General features: G+C 66.5%; 21 protein-coding genes. 3 read left to right on the top strand and 18 right to left on the bottom strand.

Annotated features, from left to right (window positions below):
• Positions 1-26: 26 nt before the first annotated feature.
• The 5 genes from mmsB to K9B35_RS13795 form a co-directional block, all read right to left on the bottom strand.
• Positions 27-917, bottom strand: a complete 891-nt coding sequence (gene mmsB / locus K9B35_RS13775) for a 3-hydroxyisobutyrate dehydrogenase (RefSeq protein WP_224922437.1) — start codon at positions 915-917, stop codon at positions 27-29.
• A 3-nt stretch (positions 918-920) separates the two neighbouring features.
• Complete coding sequence (locus K9B35_RS13780) at positions 921-1,175, bottom strand: hypothetical protein (protein ID WP_224922438.1); 255 nt, start codon at positions 1,173-1,175, stop codon at positions 921-923.
• A gap of 4 nt (positions 1,176-1,179) precedes the next feature.
• Positions 1,180-1,956, bottom strand: a complete 777-nt coding sequence (locus K9B35_RS13785) for an enoyl-CoA hydratase (protein WP_224922440.1) — start codon at positions 1,954-1,956, stop codon at positions 1,180-1,182.
• A 114-nt stretch (positions 1,957-2,070) separates the two neighbouring features.
• Positions 2,071-3,126: an enoyl-CoA hydratase/isomerase family protein gene (locus K9B35_RS13790; protein ID WP_224922442.1), complete on the bottom strand. Its 1,056-nt coding sequence runs from the start codon at positions 3,124-3,126 to the stop codon at positions 2,071-2,073.
• A complete protein-coding gene (locus tag K9B35_RS13795) occupies positions 3,123-4,268 on the bottom strand; it encodes an acyl-CoA dehydrogenase family protein (protein WP_224922444.1) in 1,146 nt (381 codons plus the stop codon). Before K9B35_RS13795 ends, K9B35_RS13790 begins: the two co-directional genes overlap by 4 nt.
• A 79-nt stretch (positions 4,269-4,347) precedes the next feature.
• On the opposite strand from K9B35_RS13795, the gene K9B35_RS13800 reads away from it, so the two are divergent.
• The gene (locus tag K9B35_RS13800) at positions 4,348-4,545 is read left to right on the top strand and encodes a hypothetical protein (protein WP_224922445.1); all 198 of its coding nucleotides are present in this window, start codon (positions 4,348-4,350) and stop codon (positions 4,543-4,545) included.
• A 5-nt stretch (positions 4,546-4,550) separates the two neighbouring features.
• Here K9B35_RS13800 and K9B35_RS13805 read toward each other — a convergent pair whose 3' ends face one another.
• The 3 genes from K9B35_RS13805 to K9B35_RS13815 form a co-directional block, all read right to left on the bottom strand.
• Entirely contained in the window at positions 4,551-5,477 is a 927-nt protein-coding gene (locus K9B35_RS13805) for a polysaccharide deacetylase family protein (RefSeq protein ID WP_224922446.1), read from the bottom strand.
• The gene (locus K9B35_RS13810) at positions 5,474-6,439 is read right to left on the bottom strand and encodes a polysaccharide deacetylase family protein (RefSeq protein ID WP_224922450.1); all 966 of its coding nucleotides are present in this window, start codon (positions 6,437-6,439) and stop codon (positions 5,474-5,476) included. Before K9B35_RS13810 ends, K9B35_RS13805 begins: the two co-directional genes overlap by 4 nt.
• Positions 6,440-6,514: 75 nt before the next feature.
• Positions 6,515-8,017 (bottom strand): CoA-acylating methylmalonate-semialdehyde dehydrogenase, encoded by a 1,503-nt coding sequence (locus tag K9B35_RS13815; protein ID WP_224922451.1) that lies wholly within the window; start codon positions 8,015-8,017, stop codon positions 6,515-6,517.
• Between the two features lie 96 nt (positions 8,018-8,113).
• Between K9B35_RS13815 and K9B35_RS13820 the strand changes: the two genes are divergently transcribed.
• Both K9B35_RS13820 and K9B35_RS13825 read left to right on the top strand, forming a co-directional pair.
• Entirely contained in the window at positions 8,114-8,992 is an 879-nt protein-coding gene (locus K9B35_RS13820) for a LysR family transcriptional regulator (RefSeq protein WP_224922453.1), read from the top strand.
• Between the two features lie 89 nt (positions 8,993-9,081).
• The gene (locus K9B35_RS13825) at positions 9,082-10,401 is read left to right on the top strand and encodes a methyl-accepting chemotaxis protein (RefSeq protein WP_224922454.1); all 1,320 of its coding nucleotides are present in this window, start codon (positions 9,082-9,084) and stop codon (positions 10,399-10,401) included.
• Here the strand turns inward: K9B35_RS13825 and K9B35_RS13830 are convergent.
• The 10 genes from K9B35_RS13830 to cyoB all read right to left on the bottom strand — a co-directional run bounded on the left by K9B35_RS13830 (position 10,398) and on the right by cyoB (position 20,293).
• Complete coding sequence (locus K9B35_RS13830; RefSeq protein ID WP_224922455.1) at positions 10,398-11,639, bottom strand: adenosylmethionine--8-amino-7-oxononanoate transaminase; 1,242 nt, start codon at positions 11,637-11,639, stop codon at positions 10,398-10,400. The genes K9B35_RS13825 and K9B35_RS13830 overlap by 4 nt on opposite strands.
• Entirely contained in the window at positions 11,636-12,238 is a 603-nt protein-coding gene (gene bioD, locus K9B35_RS13835) for a dethiobiotin synthase (protein WP_224922456.1), read from the bottom strand. The genes K9B35_RS13830 and bioD overlap by 4 nt, the downstream gene beginning before the upstream one ends.
• Positions 12,235-13,344 carry an 8-amino-7-oxononanoate synthase gene (locus K9B35_RS13840; protein ID WP_224922457.1) on the bottom strand — a complete coding sequence of 370 codons (1,110 nt, stop codon included), beginning with the start codon at positions 13,342-13,344 and terminating at the stop codon, positions 12,235-12,237. The genes bioD and K9B35_RS13840 overlap by 4 nt, the downstream gene beginning before the upstream one ends.
• A complete protein-coding gene (locus K9B35_RS13845) occupies positions 13,341-14,177 on the bottom strand; it encodes an HpcH/HpaI aldolase/citrate lyase family protein (RefSeq protein WP_224922459.1) in 837 nt (278 codons plus the stop codon). The genes K9B35_RS13840 and K9B35_RS13845 overlap by 4 nt, the downstream gene beginning before the upstream one ends.
• A 583-nt stretch (positions 14,178-14,760) precedes the next feature.
• On the bottom strand, positions 14,761-15,291 hold the full coding sequence (locus K9B35_RS13850) for a response regulator transcription factor (RefSeq protein ID WP_224922461.1): 531 nt from the start codon (positions 15,289-15,291) through the stop codon (positions 14,761-14,763).
• Complete coding sequence (locus tag K9B35_RS13855) at positions 15,288-16,586, bottom strand: ATP-binding protein (protein ID WP_318245975.1); 1,299 nt, start codon at positions 16,584-16,586, stop codon at positions 15,288-15,290. The genes K9B35_RS13850 and K9B35_RS13855 overlap by 4 nt, the downstream gene beginning before the upstream one ends.
• A complete protein-coding gene (locus tag K9B35_RS13860; RefSeq protein WP_224922894.1) occupies positions 16,583-17,257 on the bottom strand; it encodes an SURF1 family protein in 675 nt (224 codons plus the stop codon). The genes K9B35_RS13855 and K9B35_RS13860 overlap by 4 nt, the downstream gene beginning before the upstream one ends.
• 35 nt (positions 17,258-17,292) lie before the next feature.
• Positions 17,293-17,655 carry a cytochrome o ubiquinol oxidase subunit IV gene (cyoD, locus tag K9B35_RS13865; protein WP_224922462.1) on the bottom strand — a complete coding sequence of 121 codons (363 nt, stop codon included), beginning with the start codon at positions 17,653-17,655 and terminating at the stop codon, positions 17,293-17,295.
• Positions 17,652-18,278 (bottom strand): cytochrome o ubiquinol oxidase subunit III, encoded by a 627-nt coding sequence (cyoC, locus tag K9B35_RS13870; protein ID WP_224922463.1) that lies wholly within the window; start codon positions 18,276-18,278, stop codon positions 17,652-17,654. Before cyoC ends, cyoD begins: the two co-directional genes overlap by 4 nt.
• On the bottom strand, positions 18,275-20,293 hold the full coding sequence (gene cyoB, locus K9B35_RS13875) for a cytochrome o ubiquinol oxidase subunit I (protein WP_224922464.1): 2,019 nt from the start codon (positions 20,291-20,293) through the stop codon (positions 18,275-18,277). The genes cyoC and cyoB overlap by 4 nt, the downstream gene beginning before the upstream one ends.
• Between the last annotated feature and the right edge of the window lie 7 nt (positions 20,294-20,300).

The following is a 20,300-nucleotide window of genomic DNA, read 5'->3' on the forward strand; positions in this document are numbered from 1 at the left end:
GCGCCACGCTCCGCCCCGACCCGCGCTCAACCGTCCGCGCGGTCCTCCAGCATCTTGATGATGCCCGAAAAATCCATGCCGGCATGGCCAGCATCCGCGAACTTGGTGTAGAGCTCGGCGGCGCGCGCGCCCATCGGCGTATCGGCATGGACCGACTCCGCCGCCTCCATCGCGAGCTTGAGATCCTTGAGCATCAGCCCGACCGCAAAGCCGCCCTGATAGTCATTGTCGGCGGGCGATTTTGGGCCGACGCCGGGGAGCGGCGCATAGCTCGTCATCGACCAACTCTGCCCCGACGAGACCGAGCTGATGTCGAAGAACGTCTGCGGGTCGAGCCCGAGCTTGCGCGCGAGCAGGAACGCCTCGCAGGTCGCGACCATCGTCGCGCCGAGCAGCATGTTGTTGCAGATTTTCGCCGCCTGCCCCGCGCCGTTGGCCCCGGCATGAATCACCGCCTTGCCCATGTCGGACAGGAACATCTCCGCGCGTTCGAACGCAGCGTCGCTGCCGCCGACCATGAAGGTGAGCGTGCCCGCGCTCGCCGCGGCGATGCCGCCCGAGACGGGCGCGTCGACCGCCATCAACCCCTTGGTCGCGGCCGCATCGGCGACGCGGCGCGCGGTCTCGACGTCGATGGTCGAACAGTCGATCAGGATCGCGCCGGTATCCGCCGCGCCGAACACGCTGTCGGCATAGACCTGTTCGACATGCTTGCCGGCGGGCAGCATGGTGATGACCGCCTCGGCGCCGTCCGCCGCCTCCGCCGCACTGGCGACGGGCAGGCATCCGGCGGCCTTGGCGCGGGCGAGCGCGTCTTCGCTCAGGTCATAGGCGCGGACGTCATGCCCCGCCTTCGCCAGGTTCGCGGCCATCCCGCCGCCCATATTGCCAAGACCGATAAATCCTACGCGGGCCATGAGTTACTTCCTTCTCAGCTTGCTGCCGACGAGCGCCGCGATCACTGTCGGCACTGCGGCAAGGGCGACAGCGTAAAGCCCGATGACCAAGGCGGCGGCACCCGCCGGAAGGGCCAGCCACACCGCCGATAGGAACACCACCGCCAACATGGAGGCTGCAACTGCCATGGGCGGCAGTCGGGTCGCTGCAACCAGCAGGATCGACAGGATTGCCGCGCCCCCCGCCAGCTGCATCCAAAGTTCGAAGACACCGTGCATGTCGCTACTTCCCCGTCCAATTCCCCGGACGCTTTTCGACGAATGCCGCCATGCCTTCCTTCTGGTCGGCGCTGCCGAACAGGCCGTGGAACAGGCGGCGTTCGAACTGGACGCCCTGCGCCAAGCTCGTTTCGAACGCAGCGTTGACCATTTCCTTGTTCGCCAGCACCGCGAGCGGTGCCATCGACGCGATCGTCGCGGCGGTCTTCAGCGCTTCGTCCAGCAGTTCGGCGGCGGGGACAATGCGGCTGACAAGGCCAGCGCGCTCCGCCTCTTCGGCGCCCATCATGCGGCCGGTCAGGCACATTTCCATCGCCTTCGCCTTGCCCACCGCGCGGGTCAGGCGCTGTGACCCGCCCATGCCGGGGGCAACTGCGAGCTTGATCTCGGGCTGGCCGAACTTGGCGGTGTCGGCGGCAAGGATGAAGTCGCACATCATCGCCAGCTCGCACCCGCCACCCAGCGCGAAGCCCGACACGGCGGCGATGATCGGCTTGCGCGTGCGGGTGAACTGGTCCCAGCCAGCGAAGAAATTACGGCCGTACATGTCGGCGAAACCCTGCGCCTGCATCTCCTTGATGTCGGCGCCGGCTGCGAACGCCTTTTCGCTGCCGGTCAGCACCGCGCAGCCCTGTGACGGGTCGGCGTCGAACGCGGCGAAGGCAGTGAGCAGGTCGGACAGCACTTCGCTGTTAAGTGCGTTGAGCGCCTGCGGGCGGTTGAGCGTCACCAGCGTGACCGCGCCACGCTGTTCGACGAGGATGGTGTTGTAGTCGGTCATTCTTCTACCTTTCTCCCCTCCCGCTGGCGGGAGGGGTCGGGGGAGGGCCTGTAACTCAAACGACGTCGGGGAGGACAGGCCCTCCCCCAGCCCCTCCCGCAAGCGGGAGGGGGGTTAAGCGGGCGTCCACGCCTCAGCCTCGGGCAGCGGCGCGAAGATCTGGTCGATCAGATGGTCGCTTACCCCCTCCGGCGTGGCGGGGTCCCAGCGCGGGTGGTTGTCCTTGTCGATGATGAGGGCGCGGACGCCCTCGATGAAGTCGTGGCGCTGCACGACGCGCGTGGCGACCGCGAACTCCTGCCGCATCTCGTCCTCCAACGTCGGCATGGTCGCGCCGTCGAGCAGCAGCTTTAGGCTGACCTTCATCGACTGCGGCGATTTGGTGCGGAGAATAGCGAGCTGTTCGGATGCCCATTCTCCGCTATCCGCTTCCAGCGCGGCCAAGATCTCTTCCAGGGTGTCGGATGCGAACAGCCGATCGATTTGGGCCTGTTGCCTTGTCACGGCCGATGCCGGTGGTGCAACATGTAGTTCGTCAAGAATTGCGGGCGCCTCCCCACCTTCGCCTACGATCCGCTCCTTGGCCCCGGCAATCTGGTCACTGATCAAATAGTGGCTCGCCAGTCCTAACGCATAGCAGTCCGCACCGTCGAGCCGTGCGCCCGTCAGCGCCAGATATTGTCCCATCCGCCCCGGCAGACGCGAGAGATACCAGCCGCCGCCAACGTCCGGGAACAGACCGATCCCGGTCTCCGGCATCGCAAAGCGCGTATTCTCCGTAGCAACGCACATTCTGGCCGGCTGCGAAATCCCGACGCCGCCCCCCATCGTGATGCCGTCCATGAACGCGACGATCGGCTTGGCGAAGGTGAACAGCGCGTGGTTCATCTGATATTCGACGCGAAAGAACTCCCGCGCCGCCGCGCCGTCATCCGCGCCGCTGGTCGCGAGCATGCGGATGTCGCCACCCGCGCAGAAGCCACGACCCTCGGCATGGTCGATCATCACCGCCTCGACCGACATATCGCTGCGCCACGCCGTCAGCGCATCGAGGATCGCCCGGCACATGCCGGTGTTGAGCGCATGAATCGCCTTGGGCCGGTTGAGCCGGATGCGGCCGACCTTGCCTTCGACGGAGATCAGGACGTCGTCATTTGCTTGATCGGTCACTGGCGGGTCAGCTCCCGTCCGACGATCATCCGCATCACCTGATTGGTGCCCTCAAGGATCGAATGGACGCGCAGGTCGCGCCAGAAGCGCTCGATCGGATAGTCCATCAGATAGCCATAGCCGCCATGCAGCTGCAGCGCGCGGTCGACCACCGCCGATCCGGTGTCGGTGGCAAAGCGCTTGGCCATTGCGGCGAACTTGGTCTTGTCAGGCGCGTTGGCGGTCACCTTGGCCGCCGCGAGGTAGAGCAACGCGCGCGCGGCCTCCAGCTCGGTCGCCATGTCGGCGAGCATGAACTGGGTGTTCTGGAACTCGGCCACCGCAGTACCAAACTGCTTGCGGTCTTTTGTATAGACAATTGCTTCGTCGAGGCAGCGCTGCGCACCGCCGAGCGAACAGGCGCCGATGTTGAGGCGGCCGCCGTCGAGCCCCATCATCGCGATGCGGAACCCCTCGCCCTCGGCGCCAATCAGATTTTCGACCGGCACGCGGACATTGTCGAACATCACCTGCCGCGTCGGCTGCGCATGCCAGCCGAGCTTGCGCTCATTCGCGCCGAAGCTGACGCCCGGCATGTCCTTTTCGATCGCAAGGCAGGAGATGCCCTTGGGGCCATCCACGCCGGTGCGGACCATCGTGACATACAGTTCATTCTCGCCCGCGCCGGAGATGAACTGCTTCGACCCGTTGACGATATAGAAGTCGCCATCGCGCTTGGCGGTGGTTTTGAGCGCGGCGGCGTCGGAGCCCGAGGACGGCTCGGTCAGGCAATAGCTCGCCAGCCAGTCGGCGGTGACCAGCTGGGCGAGGTACTTGTCCTTCACCGCCTGCGACCCGAAGCGGTCGATCATCCATGCGGCCATATTGTGGATCGAGATGAACGCGCTGGTTGCGGGGCAGCCATAGGCCATCGCCTCCATGATCAGCGCCGCTTCGAGCCGGCCAAGGCCGATCCCGCCGCTTTCCTCGCTGACATAGATCGCGCCGAAGCCGAGTTCAGCGGCGGCCTTCACCGTCTCACGCGGGAAGATGTGTTTCTCGTCCCATTCCGCCGCATGCGGGGTGATCGCATCGGCGGTGAAGCGCTGCGCCATCTCCTGGATCGCGCGCTGGTCTTCGGTCAGGTCGAATTGCTGGTCCATCATTCTCTCTGTCTGATCCTGTCGGAGGAACGCCGGGTCGAGGCGTGCGATCCGGATGGCGTCTTTAGGGGGTCGTCACATGAAACTTCGCTTGTTGCTCGCCGCACCGTTGCTGCTCGCCGCCGCCTGCACCTCGGCAGAGGGGCTTAACACCTTCGCGGCCGGCGTATGCGAGCAAAGCTCGACCTGCACCGTGCGGGATCAAGCGCCGCGCTACGGATCGCCGCAACAGCGCGCGGTCGAAGACGTGATGCACGGGCGGCAGGAGCCGATGTAGCACGCTCACTGTCCCTCCCCCAGCACGCGCTTTGCAAACAGCGGATTGGCGATGCGCAGGTCGTTGCGGTCGTACCAGCGCGGCGCGGGCAGGCCCTTTTCCCACGCCAGCGCCTCGATCAGCGTGCCTTGAGCATGCGGCGTGTCGGGGGCAGCGTCGCGGAGCGGGTCGGTATAGGCTTCGTCGGCGGTGACGATGGTCCAGCCCTTGGCCTTCAGCGCCTTGACCAGATCGCCGATGAACAAAGCTGCGATGTCGGTTTCGTGGAGCAGCATGACGTGCGCTGGTGAGCGGCCCAGCGTTTTCAGCGCGAGCCCGTCGTAGAACTCCGCCGCCTCGACATGGCTTTCGACATAGAGGTCGCGCAGCGCCTTCATGTCGATCGGCTTGCTCGCCTGTTTCGCGGCGATGGTCAGGCTCTCAATGTTCCAGTCCGACGATTCAGCGGTGACGTATCCGTTGATCAGCCCACGCGCCTTCAGCCCTGCGCGGATCGCGTCGCGCTTGACCTTGTCGCGGCCGCCCTCATCGAGGAACGGGAAGCGGAACCATGGGCGATAGCCGGGGCGCGGCTTGAGCCAAGCTTCGGCGCGGTCGAGATCGGCGAGATAGGCGTCCGCATCGGTGCTGCCGAGCTTGGGATGCGACCAGCTATGGTTGGCGAGGACATGGCCCGCCTTCACATAGCGGTCGAGATTGGTGACGCCGTCACCATGGCCGGGCTGACCGACATTGCCCGGGTTCACGAAGAACACTGCCTGTTTGACGCCCGCCCGCTTCAACGCGGCGGTGAGCTTTTTGGCGCGGTCGTCGGGATCGAGGAACGCCCCGGCCCCGCGCGGTGCGTCGTCAAAGCTGAGCGCGATCCGCTTCTGCGCGGCAGCGGGCAGCGCGAGCAGCAAGCAGGCAAGCAGGGCCGCAACGATCCTCACTGGACGCTCGCCCCCTGCATCACCCGCGCCTCGAACAGTCGGTCGGCGATGGGGCCGTCGGTGCGATCATACCAGCGCGACCCCTCCAGCCCCTTTTCCCAGGCGAGCATCTGGATGCGGGTGCCATTGGCGAAATCGACCTGCGGCGTGCGGCGCGCGATCGGGTCGTCGAACGCCTCGTCCGCTGTGACGATGGTCCAGCCGGCCTTGCGCAGCCCGGCGACCATGTCGGGCAGGAACAGCGCGGCAAGGTCGGTTTCGTGCAACAACAGCACCTGTGCCGGGTGGCGGCCGGTGGCACGCAGCGCGAGGCTGTCGGCGAACTCCGCCGCGCCGACATGGGTTTCGACATAGAGGTCGCGCAGCCGCGCCATGTCGATCGTCCGCCCCGCGCGCTTCGCCGCGATCGTCAGCCGCTCCATGTTCCAGTCATAGCCATCGGCGGTGACGTAGCCGTTGATCAGCCCGCGCGCGGCAAGCCCTTCGCGCACCGCCTGTGCCTTGCCCGCGTCGCGCCCGCCCTCATCGAGGAACGGGAAGCGGAACCACGGGCGATAGCTAGAACGCCCGCGCAGCCACGCCTGCGACTGGTCGATATCGGCGAGGTAGAATGCGGCGCTGACCCGCGACAGGCCGGGATGGCTGCACGTATGGTCGGCCAGGACGTGACCCGCCGTCTCATACGCACGGACCAAAGCACCGTCGCGGTCGCTCTGCATCCGGCACGGGTTGATGAAGAACGCCGCCTGCCGCACGCCCGAAGCCTCCAGCGCCGCGATCAGCTTCGGCCCGCGTTCCTCCAGCGTCAGGAACGCCCCCGCCCCGCGCGGGGTATCGTCGAAGGTGATGGCGATGCGCTTGTCCACGCGCTCAGGCTCGCTCGCCGACAGCGCAAGCGGCGCGGCCCATGCGATGCAGGTGAGCGCCGCAACCGCCACGATTATCCGAAACAGCCAGACCAAGCCGCATCCCCCGCAGACCCGGAAAGATGGTTAGCATGGTCTCAAGCGATTCTCGAACTCCGCGGCGCACCCGTCTCATCCCATCGTGGGAATGACGAAGGCGTTGGCGGCGTCCCCCACCCCGCCATCGGGCCAGCGCTGGGTGATCGTCTTTACCTTGGTGAAGAACTTGACCCCCTCCATGCCGTGCTGGTTGGTGTCGCCGAACGCGCTGCGCTTCCACCCGCCAAAGCTGTGATAGGCGACCGGCACGGGGATCGGCACGTTGATGCCGACCATGCCGACATTGACCCGCGCGGCAAATTCGCGCGCGGCGTGACCGTTGCGGGTGAAGATCGCGACGCCATTGCCGTACTGATGGTCGCTCGGCAGGCGCAGCGCCTCCTCGAAATTGTCGGCGCGCACCATCTGAAGGACCGGGCCGAAAATCTCTTCCTGATACGAACGCATCTGCGGCGTCACGCGATCGAACAGGGTCGGGCCGACGAAGAAGCCATCCTCATGCCCCTGAAGGCTGAAGCCGCGACCGTCGATGACCAGCTCGGCACCTTCGTCGACGCCCATCTGGATGTAGGATTCGATCTTGGCCTTGTGCGCGGCGGTGACGACCGGGCCATAGTGCGCCTCGGCATCGGTCGACACGCCGATCCGCAGCGCCTCGATCGCGGGCAGCAGTTTCTCGCGCAGCGCGATCGCTGTCTTCTCGCCCACTGGCACGACGACCGGCAGCGCCATGCAGCGCTCCCCCGCCGAGCCAAAGGCGGCGCCGGCAAGGTCGTTGACCACCTGATCGAGATCCGCGTCGGGCATGACGATGCCGTGGTTCTTCGCGCCGCCCATCGCCTGAACGCGCTTCCCTGCCTCGACGCCGCGGCGATAGACATAATGCGCGATGTCGGACGAGCCGACGAAGCTGACCGCCTTGATCTCCGGATGGTCGAGGATCGCGTCGACCATCTCCTTGTCGCCCTGCACCACCTGAAGCACGCCATCGGGCATGCCCGCTTCCTGCATCAGTTCGGCCAGCCGCACCGGCACGCTGGGGTCGCGCTCGCTGGGTTTCAAAATGAAGGCGTTGCCGCAGGCGATGGCGACGCCGAACATCCACATCGGGATCATTGCCGGGAAGTTGAACGGGGTGATCCCCGCGACCACGCCGAGCGGCTGGCGCATCGAGTAGACGTCGATGCCGGGCCCTGCCCCCTGCGTGTACTCGCCCTTGAGCACATGCGGGATGCCACAGGCGAATTCGATGACCTCAAGGCCACGCTGGATGTCGCCCTTCGAATCCGCGATCACCTTGCCATGCTCGGACGACAGCAGGTGTGCCAGCTCGTCCATATGCTTCTCGACCAGCGCCTTGAACGCGAACATCACGCGCGCGCGCCGCTGGGGATTGGTCGCGGCCCAGCCGATTTGCGCGGCCAGCGCCTTCTGCATTGCGGTTTCGAGGTCGGCGGGGCTGCCGAGCGTCACCTGGGCCTGTACTGCCCCGCTATTCGGGTCGAACACGTCCGACCGGCGCGTGCCGGTGCCCGCACTGGCGCTGCCGCCGATGAAATGGGTGATCTCGCGCATGGGTCGGGCCTCTCCTATTTGCGGCAGGTGATGCACCCGCGGGGGGATTGGCGGCAACCCATCGACATGCAGGCCATAGCTGCATATTTGCAGGCAATGGACTGGAGCGACCTCCCCATCTTCCTCGCGATTGCCCGCACCGGCCAGCTTGCAAAGGCCGCGCAGAGCCTGTCGATCGACGCCACCACCGCCGGCCGCCGCCTCCGCCGCCTCGAACAGGCGGTCGGCGAGCGGCTGTTCGAGCAGGGGCCGGATGGCCAGGCGCTAACCCCGGCGGGCGAGCGGCTGCTGACCCATGCCCGCGCGATGGAACGTGCTGCGGCCGCGATCGGCGAGCGCGAGGCTGGCGGGCCGGTGCGCGGCACGGTGCGGGTCAGCGTGTCCGAGGGGTTCGGCAGCTGGTTCGTCAGCCGCCATCTCGGCACGCTCGCCGACGCGCATCCGGGGCTGTCGGTCGATCTGGTCGCGAGCAGCGGCTTCCTCAATCCGACGCGGCGCGAAACCGATGTCGCGGTGCTGCTGGCCCGCCCGCGCCGGGGGCCGTTGCTCACCCGCAAGCTCGCCGATTACGGCCTGCGTCTCTACGCCTCGCGCGCCTACCTCGCCGCGCACGGCACCCCCGCCAGCGCCGAGCAGCTGCGCGACCACCGGCTGATCGGCTATGTCCCCGACATCCTCTACGCGCCCGAACTGCGTTACCTCGACGAAATTCCCGGCGCCCCCGCGCCACAGCTGCGATCGTCCAGCATCAATGCACAGCACCGGATGACCGAGGCCGGTGCGGGGGTCGCGGTGCTGCCCTGTTTCATCGGCGATGCCGATCCGGGGCTGACGCGGGTGCTGCCCGACCTGGCGATCCGGCGGAGCTTCTGGCTGGTCACGCATGAGGAGACGCGACACTTCGCCCCGGTCGCGGCGTTTACCGACTGGCTCGGGGCGCTGGTTGCCGCGCATCGCTCCGAACTTGTCGGCTAGTCGAAAAGCCGCACAAAACCGCCATTTGTCACGGAAGTGTCACGCCCGGCTAACACGGCATTTACCCTCTACTCCCTATCACCAGCGCTATGTTCGCGCTCGCCGATCCCGCCCCCGCCCCTTCCACGACGACGCGCGAGTGGCTGTCGACGGTCGAGCGCAATCCGCCGTTCCTGCGCGAGCAGGACACGCTGTTCACCGCGACCGAGATGTTCCAGGCGAATATGGAGCTGCGCCTGCTGCCCGTGGTCGATGCCAGTCACCGCGCGATCGGGGCGCTGTTTGAAAAGGATGTGCGGCGGCTGCTGCTCAACCCGTTCGGTCATGCGCTGATGCGTAACCCGGCTTATGGAAGCGCGATTGCGGCGCATATCCGCCCCTGCCCTGAGGCGGAGGTGGACCAGGATATCGGCGCGGTGCTGGACGCCTATCGCGCCGCCAGCGGGCAGGAGGGGATGATCCTGACGCATCGCGGACGGCTGTTCGCAGTCGTCGCCAACCGGCGGATCGTCAGCCTCGCGGTCGAGCGCGAACTAAACCATGCGCGCGGACAGCTCCAGCGATCGGCACGGATCGAGGCGGCATCGGCGCGGTTCGAACAGCAGGTCGGATCACTCGCGCGCACGCTCGCCAGCCTGTCGCAGCGGATCGGCGGGAACGCCACCGCCACCGCATCACGCGCGGCGGATACCGGCGACCGCGCTGCCGCAGTCGCGTCGGCGGCGGCGCAGACCAGCCTCAGCATGACCGGAATTGCCGATCGCGGGCGGATGCTTGCCGAAGCCTTCGCGGCCATCAACGCGGATACGACGCGCGCCAAGGCGGCGGCGGAAAATGCCGTTGGGCTGGTCGGCGAAGGTGGTGCGCGGATGCGCCAGCTGATCCGTTCGGCGGAGTCGATCGACGCCGTGATCGCGCTGATCGGCGATATTGCCGGTCAGGTGAATTTGCTCGCGCTCAACGCGACGATCGAAGCCGCGCGCGCGGGCGAGGCCGGACGCGGCTTCACCGTGGTGGCGAACGAGGTCAAGGCGCTGGCGACGCAGGCGGGGCACGCGGCGGGAAGAATTACCGCGCATGTTGCCGAACTGTGCACTGGCATCGCTCAAGTGGCGGACGGCCATGGTGAGGTCGAACGCGCCATCGCGGCGATGGCGCGCCTGTGCGACACGGTCGAAGATGCGGTGGCGACCCAGCGCGACACGACCCGCCTGATCGCGATGACGGTGGAGGAGACGGTCAGCGCGGGGGCGATGATCGCCGACGATGTCGATGCGATCGGCGGCACTGCGGGATCGGCGACGAAAAGCGCGCAGGAAATGGGTTGCCTTGCGGACCGGCTGCAGGCTGAAGCGGGGGCGTTGGATGCCGCGGTTCGGGGGTTTTTGGCGGATCTGCGGGCGGCCTAAAGCCCGTCCACTGCCTCCCCGATCACAGCGTAAACCCGCGCCAGATCGTCGTCCGAAATGCAATAAGGCGGCATCACATAAACGCTGTTGCCGAGCGGGCGGAGCAGCACATCGCGGTCGCGGAAGAACGCCATCAGGCGTGGGCCGAGCGTAGACATATAGCTGCCCGCCGTCTGCTCGAACTCCATCGCGACGATCGTGCCGATCTGACGGAGATTGCTGACTTTTCCGGCGAGCGGCGCGGACAATTCCGCCTGACGCCGTGCGAGATCTGCGACCCGCTCCAGCACCGGCTCGTCCCGCCAGATCGCAAGGTTGGCGACGGCGGCAGCGCAGGCGATCGGGTTGGCGGTGTAGCTGGACGAATGGAAGAACATTCGTGCCCGGTCGTCGCTCAAATGCGAGGCGAAAATCTCTTCGGTCGCAAGCGTCACCGCCAGCGGCAGTGATCCCCCGGTCAACCCCTTGGACAGGCACAGCAGGTCGGGGACCACGCCCGCCTGCTCGCACGCCAGCAGCGTGCCGGTGCGGCCCCAGCCGGTCATCACCTCATCCGCGATGAACAGCACGCCATGCGCCGCGCACATCTCCCGCATCGCGCGCAGGATCTGCGGCGGATAGATCAGCATGCCGCCTGCGCCCAGGATCAGCGGCTCAACGATCAGCGCCGCCGGGCGCGCCCGGCAATATGCCTCCAGCGCATCGAGGGTCGCTTGCTCGGCACCCGGCTCGGGAAAGGGGATGACGTCGACGTCGAACAGCAGCGGCGCGTAACTCTTGTTGAACACGCCGCGCGCGCCGACCGACATGCCGCCGATCGTGTCGCCATGATAGCTGCCCTGCATCACGACGATGCGGTGGCGATCCTCCCCGCGATTGGCGAAATGGCCGAGCGCCATCTTGAGCGCGACCTCGACACTGGTCGATCCGCTGTCGGAGAAGAACACTTTGGTCAACGCGGGTGGCATCATCGCGGTAAGGTCCCGCGCCAGCGTCTCGGCGGGTTCATGGGTCCAGCCGGCGAAGATCAGCTGGTCGAGCCGCTCCGCCTGCGCGCGGATCGCCGCCATGATGCGCGGGTGGCAATGGCCGTGCGTCGTCACCCACCAGGACGAGATCGCGTCAATCACGCGGCGGCCATCGGCGGTGTGGAGGATTGCGCCCTGCGCATGCGTCACCAGCGGCACCGGCTCGTTGAGGCCATGCTGGGTAAAGGGATGCCAGACGGGTGACGTCATGCGAGCGGCCCGAGGTCGAGTTGCGCCGCCGCCGTGCGGAGGCTGTCCGGGGTCAGTGGATCGAGGCGCGGCAAGCGACCCAGCGACGACACCTGCCCCATCGCGCAGATCGTCGCCTCGCTGTCGGGCACTTCATCGCCCGAAAACAGGATGCCCGCCACGCGCACGCCGCGCGCACGCAGCACTTCGATCGTCATCAGGCTGTGGTTGATCGTGCCGAGCGCGGTGCGCGCGACGATCACCACCGGCAGCCCCCAGCGCGCGAACAGATCGGCGTAGAGCAGGTCGCGGGTCACCGGCACCAGCGCGCCCCCCGCCCCCTCGATCACCAGCCGCCCCGCTGGCGGGGTGAGGCGCCCGGGGTCGATCGTCACCCCGTCGATCTCCGCCGCACGATGCGGCGAGCAGGGGGTTTCGAGGAAATAGGCTTCGGGCAGCGTGTCCACCCCGGCCAGCCGCGCGACCGCCTCACGGTCGGTTTCTTCCTCTTCGCGCCCAGCCTGGACCGGTTTCCAATAGGTCGCGCTCAGCCGCCAGGCGAGCGCCGCCGACGCAACGGTCTTGCCCACCCCGGTATCGGTGCCGGTGACGACGATCATGCGAGTGCCTCTGCCAGTGAATCAATATCTTGCGGGGTAACGTTCAGCGTCAGCGTGATGCGCAGCCGCGCGGTCCCCGGCGCAACTGTCGGCGGGCGGATGCCGCGCACGTCGAACCCGCGCGCCTGCACCGCCGCTGCACGCGCCATCGTCGCCGCATCGTCGCCGATGATCAGCGGCAGGATCTGCGTCCCCGTCGCGGTCACGCCATGCGGGGCGAGTGCGGTTTCGGCATGGGCGATCAGCGTATGGAGCCGCGCACGCCGCTCCGGCTCGTCCGCCACGATGCGCAGTGCCGTGCGGACCGCTCTCGCCAGCAAAGGCGATGGCGCGGTCGAGAAGATGAACGGGCGCGCGCGGTTGATCAGGAAATCGATCAGCACGCGCGGGCCGGTGACGAGCGCGCCCTGACAGCCCAGCGCCTTGCCGCAGGTGTGCAGCGCGACGACATTCTCGGCGCCCTCGAGCGCCTCGGCCAGCCCGCGCCCATGCGCACCCCACACGCCGGTGGCATGCGCCTCATCGACCAGCAGCACGGCGTCATGCCGCGCCGCCACCGCCGCCAGCTCGGCGACCGGGGCGCAATCGCCATCCATCGAATAGAGCGTCTCGAATGCGATCCACGGCGTGCCCGTGCCCCCACCGGCGCGCCAGGCGCGGATCGCATCGTCCACCGCCTGTGGGTCATTATGCCCTGCCGCCATCGCCGGGGCGCGGGCGAGGCGCAGGCCGTCGTGCATGCTGGCATGGATCATGGCGTCATGGACGAGCAGGTCGCCCGGCTGCGGCAGCGTCGCCAGCAGCGCGACATTGGCGGCAAAGCCGGTGGCGAAGTACAGGCACGCCTCCGCACCGAACAGCGCGGCGGCTTCGGCCTCCAGCGCCGCGATCTCGGGATCGTTGCCGCGCAGCAGCCGCGACCCGCCCGACCCCACCGCCACGCCGCGCGCGACGGCATCGGCCACGGCATCGCGCAGTCGCTGATCATTGGCGAGCCCGAGATAGTCGTTCGACGCAAAGTCCAGCCCGGCGCGCGGGCTGAGCGACCGCAGCCGCCCTGCCCGCTCCAGCCGGTTCAGATCGTCGCGGTGAAAGTCCGGCGTCATGCCGCTCCCGCACGGGCTAGCAGCGCCTGCGCCTGTTTGAGGTGCGGCGCGTCGATCATCTTGCCGTCGAGCTGCAGCGCCCCCGCGCCGGGGTTGGCGGCGAACGCGGCAACGACCGCCTGCGCGTGGGCGATCGCCGCTTCGGACGGGGTGAAGGCCGCGTTGATCACCGGGACCTGCGCCGGGTGGATCGCCATCATGCCGGTAAAGCCGTCGCGCATTGCCCGCGCGCAATAGGCCTCCAGCCCCTCAAGGTTGCGGAAATCGGGATAGACGGTCTCGATCGGCGCGACTCCGGCGGCGTGCGCGCCGAACAAGGTGAGGCCGCGGATCATCTCGTATGGCGGGGTGTAGCGGCCATCTGCCTCACGCGACGATTGCGCACCGATTGCGGCGGGCAAATCCTCCGCCCCCCAGGTGATCCCGGCGAGGCGCGACGAGCAACCGGCATAGCTGCCCAGGCCAAAGATCGCGGCGGGCGTCTCGGTCGCGATCGGCAGGATGCGCGCCGATACGCCAGCGAGCATCGCGTCGAGCGCGGCCACATCCTGCCCGCTCGCCGATTTGGGCAGGACGATGCCATCAGCACCGCGCGCGGCGGCAAGGTCGTCCTGCGTCATTCCGCTGTCGAGCGGATTGATGCGGACCCACAACGCCGGGCCGCCATGCTGCTTGGCGAGGAACGCCGCCACCGCCGCGCGCGCCTCCGCCTTGCGCTCCGGCGTCACCGAATCCTCAAGGTCCAGGATCAGCGCATCGGCACCGCTGGCCAGCGCCTTTTCCATCCGGTCGGGCCGGTCACCGGGGACGAACAACAGCGAACGCAGGCGCATCGGATTTCCTCTCTCGTGCCCCGCGCCATGCCTTTGCCGCGCGCCAACGGCAAGCCGCATCAAAGCGGGCCGGCTGCAAGCGACTGGGTAGCGGACAGGCATCGCGTTGGCGCGCTCCCAAAAGAGGCGATAGGTGTCTGACAAAACCGATCGACTCGCGTAACCACTGGGGAACATCTATGAGGGAGATCGTGGAATTTCGAGCCGAGGGCGACCGACCGGTCGAAAACGATGAAGCAGCGGAGGCTCTACCGCTTGCCTCGGTGATCCACCGGCTCGTTACTCGCGATGGCTGGGAAACAGGCGATCTCGGTCGGCATTCATTCTACGGCTGGGCCTTTGACGCACGGCGACAGAGATTTCGGTCATGTTTGATGCTTGCGCGGGGACCGAGCGTTGATGCTTGGGCGCTCTATATCGATAAGCAAAGCTGGTTTGGCAGACGCGATCCCGAGCTAGCAGAAGCGATTGTAAACGGGCTGACGCAGATGCCTCAATTCGGTGACGTAAGAGTAACGCACGTCCGGCGGTTACAAGATTTCGCGAGCGTCGCGCTGGGAGCGACCGCTAATCGGACCACCTCCTAACGCACCGGCCGCTTCTCCAGCTTTCGCGCCAGCGTGCGGCGGTGCATCCCCAGCCGCCGCGCGGCTTCGGAGATGTTGAAGTCGGTCTCGACCAACGTCTGATGGATATGCTCCCACTCGACCGTCTTGATCGATGAGGTGCGGCCGTCGACCGGGGCGTCGACATCGCCATCGACGCGCGCGAACGCCGCCTCGATATCGTCGGTGTTCGACGGCTTGGCGAGATAGTGGTTGGCGCCCAGCTTGATCGCCTCCACCGCGGTCGCGATGCTGGCGAAGCCGGTCAGGACGACGATCTTCATCCCCGCATCGCTCGCTCGCAACGTCTGCACGCACGCCAGCCCCGATGCGCCGCCGAGCTTCAAATCCACCACCGCGAAATCCGGCGCATGCTCGGTCAGAAACGCGGCCAGCTCGTCATGGTTCGCCGCCCACAGCACGGTGTACTCGCGCCGCTCGAACGAGCGTTTGAGCGTCCGGGCAAACGCCTCGTCATCCTCGACGATGATCAGCAGCCGCGCGCTCATCGCCGCGCCGCCATCGCCAGCGCGGCGAGCGGCAGCACGATCCGCACCCGTGCCCCGCCGTCCAGCCGGTTCTCCGCGCTCGCCTCACCGCCCAGCTTGCGCAGGACGTTGACCAGCAGGAACAGGCCGAGACCGCCGCCCGGCTTGCCCTTGGTCGAACGGTAGGGCTGGCCGAACGTCTCAAGGATCTCGGGCGCGAAGCCGGGTCCGCGATCGGCGATATCGAGCACCAGCGCCTCGCCCTCGCGCAGCACCGTCAGCGCGACGCGGCCAGGCGACACCTCGATCGCATTGTCGATGACATTGCCGATCACCTGACGCAGCGCGGGATCGGAGACGATGGTGACGTCTGCGCCGAAGCGGTCGTCGAAGTCGAGCGTGCCGGGGAGCAGGCTGGCGCGATAGTCCGCGACAATCTCGGTCAGGAAGCGGCGCACGCTGGTCACTTCGGGCGCCACCCCGCGCGCCTCGCCCGCCGACATCAGGATGCCGCTGACGATCGCCTTGCACCGGCGAACCGCGCCGTCCATCTCGGCCAGCTCCTCCTGCAACTCCTTATCCCCCTTCAGCCGCGGCATCGCCCGCCAATCGCCGATCGCGACCGACAGCAGCGACAGCGGCGTCCCCAGCTCATGCGCCGCGCCCGATGCGAGCAGGCCCATGCGGACGATATGGTCCTCCTCCGCCGCGCGCTGGCGCACCGCAGCGAGCGCGGCGTCGTGGGTGCGCAAATTGCGGCTGATCTGGCCGATGAAGATCACCAGCAGCACTGCGATCAGCACGAAACAGACGATACCCCCGCCGAGGTATAGATTGACCGGGTCGACCGGCAGATCGGGGGGCAGCACCAGCGGCGTCGGATCGAGCGCGAGGATCCCGAGTGCGATCAGCGTCGCCGCCACGATCGTCCACGGATAATGCGGCCGCAACAGCACGGCGCCGAGCACGATATGCAACAGGAACAGCGCCGCGAACGGATTGGTGATCCCGCCCGACAGGCTGAGCTGCACCGTCAGCGCGCCGACATCGAACAACAGGGCGGCGGCCAGCGCACCGTCGGTGAACCGCGCACCGCTGGCGATCAGCACATGGCTGGCGATGTTGAGCGCGGCGAGCGTGGCGGTCGACATCAACAACTGCGTCATGGGCAGGTCGATGCCCAGGGCAAATTGCACGACCGCGACGGTCACCAGCTGTCCGCCCACCGCCAGCCAGCGCAATTGCGTGAGCAGCAGCATGTTGCGCCGCCCCGCATCCGCCGGCTGAAAGGCGGGCTCAAGGATCTGCCGGTTCACGCGTCCTTGTTGGGCGCTACCGCCACTTTGCGCAACACCAGCCAGATGGCGCCCAGCGACAGCAATGCCAGCGCGAACCAGGTCAACGCGTACCCCAGATGATTGTCGGAGAAGCGCAGCACGGTCAGTCCGCCGCGCGGCCACGCGCCCGGATTGGGCGCGGCATCGGCGTCGATGAAATAGGGGGCTGCGTTGTTCAGACCCTGCGCTGCGGAAATCGCGGCAACATCACGCGAATACCAATTGCCCGCCGCCGGATCGTTGTTCCGGAGAAACCCGCCTTCCGGCTCGGTGATACGGAGCAGGCCGGTAACGGTAACCTCCCCTGCTCCATTGCCTGCCGCGCGGCTGGCGGACTCGCGCCGGTCGGGCGGCACAAAGCCGCGATTGACCAGCACGGTGAATCCGCCGGTGTCGAGCGGGGTCACCACCCAATATCCACTGCCCAGATCGCTCACCGCGCGCACCAGCGTCTCGCGGTCATGCAGGAAGCGTCCGGTAACCCGCACGCGGCGATAGGCGTCCGCCTCGGCGCTGACCGCCACGTCCGGAGCGGGAGCGGCGACCGGCGCGGCGGTGCTGCGCGTCTCGACCGCGTCGATCAGCGCGTGTTTCCACGCCCGCCGCTCGACCTGCCAGATGCCCAGCGCGACAAAGCCGGCGGCGAGCATCAGCAGCAGCGCCGCTGGAACGGCGCGGCGGAGCTTCACGGGACCTGCTGCTCCATATGCTGCGGCATCATGTTGCTGTTGAGGTGATGCATGACCCACAGCGATCCGGCGAGCATGATGAAGATCACGATGATGGTGAACACGAGCGAGGTCAGCGACCAGCCGCCTTCAGCCTTTGGCGTCATGTGCAGGAAATACACCATGTGGACGACGATCTGCACCACCGCAAAGCCCATGATGACCGCAGCCGTCACCCCGGCGCTGAGCGGCATCGTCATCACCAGCCAGAACGGGATCGCAGTCAGAATCACCGACAGGACAAAGCCGATCACATAATCGCGCAGCGTCGCGTGCGGCAGTTCAGCGGCCGCGTGGTGCTCGTCATGGTGCGCGCTCATCGCAGCATCCCCATCAGATAGACAAAGGTGAAGACGCCGATCCAGATGACGTCGAGGAAGTGCCAGAACATGCCAAGGCACGCGACCCGGCGCTGATTGGCGGGGATCAGCCCCTTGCGCCCCAGCTGTACCATCAGCGTCACCAGCCAGATCAGGCCGAAGGTGACGTGGAGGCCGTGCGTGCCGACCAGCGTGAAGAAGGCCGAGAGAAACGCGCTGCGCTGCGGCGTCGCGCCGAGGTGGATCAGGTGCGCGAACTCATAGAGCTCGATCGCGAGGAACGCCGCGCCGAACAGGCCGGTGACGGCAAGCCAGCTCTGCGTCGCGCGAACCTTGCCCATCTGCATCGACAGCATCGCAAAGCCATAGGTGATCGACGAAAACAGCAGCATCGCGGTGTTGAGCGCGATCAGCTTGAGGTCGAACAAATCCTTTGGCCCCGGCCCTGCGGCATAATTGCCGCCCAGCACCGCGTAGCACGCAAACAGAATCGCAAAGATGAGGCAGTCGCTCATCAGATAGATCCAGAAGCCCAGCATCGTGCTGTGCCCCTCGGGGTGCGGATGCTCCTCCAGCTCGTAGAAGACGGGGGGCGCGTTGGTATCTGCGGTGATGGCGGTCATGCGGCGGCTCCGGCGGCCAGCTGGCGGGTGCGCGCGTACTCAACCTCGGTGACGGTCGCCGCCGGGATGTGGAAGTCGCGGTCATAGTTGAAGGTGTGGATGATCGCGGTGGCGAGCAACCCGACGAACGCCGCGATCGCCAGCCACCAGATGTGCCACACCAGCGCAAAACCGATCACCAGGCTGATGCCCGACAGGATGATCCCGGCACCGGTCGGGCGCGGCATATGGATGTCGCGATAGCCACCAACCGGACGCTCGGCGTTGCGCTTCTTCATGTCGTACCAGGCGTCCAGATCGTGGATGCGCGGGGTGAAGGCGAAGTTGTACTCCGGCGGGGGCGAGCTGGTCGCCCATTCCAGCGTACGACCGTTCCACGGGTCGCCATCGACCTTCAGCTCCTCGCGCTTCCAGATGCTGACCGCGAACTGGACCAGCATCGCGAAGATGCCGACTGCGATCGTCGCCGCGCCGATGCCGGCGATGATGAACCAGATCTGGTAGGACGGGTCATCGAACACCCGCATCCGCCGCGTCACGCCCATCAGGCCGAGGACATAGAGCGGCGCAAAGGCGAGCCAGAAGCCCACGACCCAGCACCAGAAGGACACCAGTCCCCACTTCTTGTCGAGCTTGAACCCGAACGCCTTGGGCCACCAATAGTTGATCGCCGCGAACAGGCCGAACAGCACGCCACCGATGATCACATTGTGGAAGTGCGCGATCAGGAACAGCGAATTATGCAGCACGAAGTCAGCCGGCGGCACCGCGAGCAGTACGCCAGTCATGCCGCCGATGGTGAAGGTCAGCATGAACGCGATCGTCCACATCATCGGCAGCTCGAACCGAATGCGCCCACGATACATGGTGAACAGCCAGTTGAAGAGCTTTGCACCTGTCGGGATCGAAATCACCATGGTGGTGATGCCGAAGAAGCTGTTGACGCTCGCCCCCGACCCCATGGTGAAGAAGTGGTGGAGCCACACGACGTACGACAGGATGGTGATGACCACCGTCGCATAGACCATCGAGGTGTAGCCAAACAGCCGCTTGCCCGAGAAGGTCGAGGTCACTTCGCTGAACACGCCGAACAGCGGGAGGATCAGGATATAAACCTCTGGATGGCCCCAGATCCAGATCAGGTTCACGTACATCATCGACGATCCGCCGAAGTCGTTCGTGAAGAAGTTGGTGCCGGCGTAGCGGTCGAGCCCGAGCAGCGCGAGCACGGCGGTCAGCACCGGGAAGCTGGCGACGATCAGGATGTTGGCGCACAGCGAGGTCCAGGTGAACACCGGCATCTTCATCAGGCCCATGCCCGGCGCGCGCAGCTTCAGGATGGTGACGATCAGGTTGATGCCGGACAATGTTGTCCCGACACCCGCTATCTGTAGCGACCAGATATAATAATCGACGCCAACGCTGGGGCTGTAACTGATCCCCGACAGCGGCGGATAGGCGAGCCAGCCGGTCTGCGCATATTCGCCGACAAACAGCGACACCATCGTCAGCGCCGCGCCCGACGCGGTCATCCAGAAGCTGAAATTGTTGAGGAAGGGGAAGCTGACGTCGCGCGCGCCGATCTGGAGCGGGACGACATAGTTCATCAGGCCGGTGATGAACGGCATCGCCACGAAGAAGATCATGATCACGCCATGGGCGGTGAAGATCTGGTCGTAGTGGTGCGCGTTGAGATAGCCTTCGTTCCCGCCGAACGCCATCGCCTGCTGCAACCGCATCATGATCGCATCGGCAAAACCGCGCATGAACATGATGAGGCCGAGGATCATGTACATGATCCCGATCTTCTTGTGATCCACACTGGTGAACCACTCTTTCCACAAATAACCCCAGAGGCGATATTTGGTCAGCAGCGCGATCACCGCCATGCCGCCGATCGCGACCACGGCGAAGGTCGCGATCAGGATCGGTTCGTGCAGCGGGATCGAATCGAGCGACAGACGACCGAAGATCGGATCGACCGACGGGACGGGATGCGCGGTGGGATCGGACACAGGCTTG

It is taken from the genome of Sphingomonas sp. R647 (assembly GCF_020177055.1).
Lineage (GTDB): Bacteria > Pseudomonadota > Alphaproteobacteria > Sphingomonadales > Sphingomonadaceae > Sphingomonas.